Below are 649 nucleotides of genomic sequence, written 5' to 3'. Positions count from 1 at the left end.
GACAAGTGTTCTTCTTGGCTCATAGCGAAAGGCACGCCCAAAGCCCGGCTGCGATTTTTTTGTGATGAAAAAACCAACATAAATCACCAAAAACACACCAACCCTAAGCTTCTGAAGCCGAGCTGAAAAGCTCTAACAAAGCGATTCCAACTAACCGGAAAATTGAACCGAAGCAGATTCATTTCACTCTACCGATCTAAAGAAATCTCCAAGCAGCCGAGCGCACACGGGCTAGCCGAAGCAATGAGACAAGCGGTTTCCTTGGCTCATAGCGAAAGGCACGCCCCAAGCCCGGCTGCGCTTTTTTTGTGACGAAAAACTAAAACAGACCACCCAAAACACACCAGCCCTAAACTTCTGAAGCCGAGCTGAAAAGCTCTAACAAAGCGATTCCACCTAACCGGAAAATTGAACCAAAGCAGATCCATTTCACTCTACATATTTAGTGGAATCCCCAAGCAGCCGAGCGCACAAGGGCTAGCCGAAGCAATGAGACAAGTGGTCTTCTTGGCTCATAGCGAAAGGCACGCCCAAAGCCCGGCTGCGCTTTTTTTGTGATGAAAAAACCAACATAAATCACCAAAAACACACCAACCCTAAGCTTCTGAAGCCAAGCTGAAAAACTCTGACAAAGCGATTCCACCTAACC

It is taken from the genome of Planococcus sp. ISL-109 (assembly GCF_018613655.1).
GTDB lineage: Bacteria > Bacillota > Bacilli > Bacillales_A > Planococcaceae > Planococcus.
Note: the sequence above shows the minus strand (reverse complement) of the source record.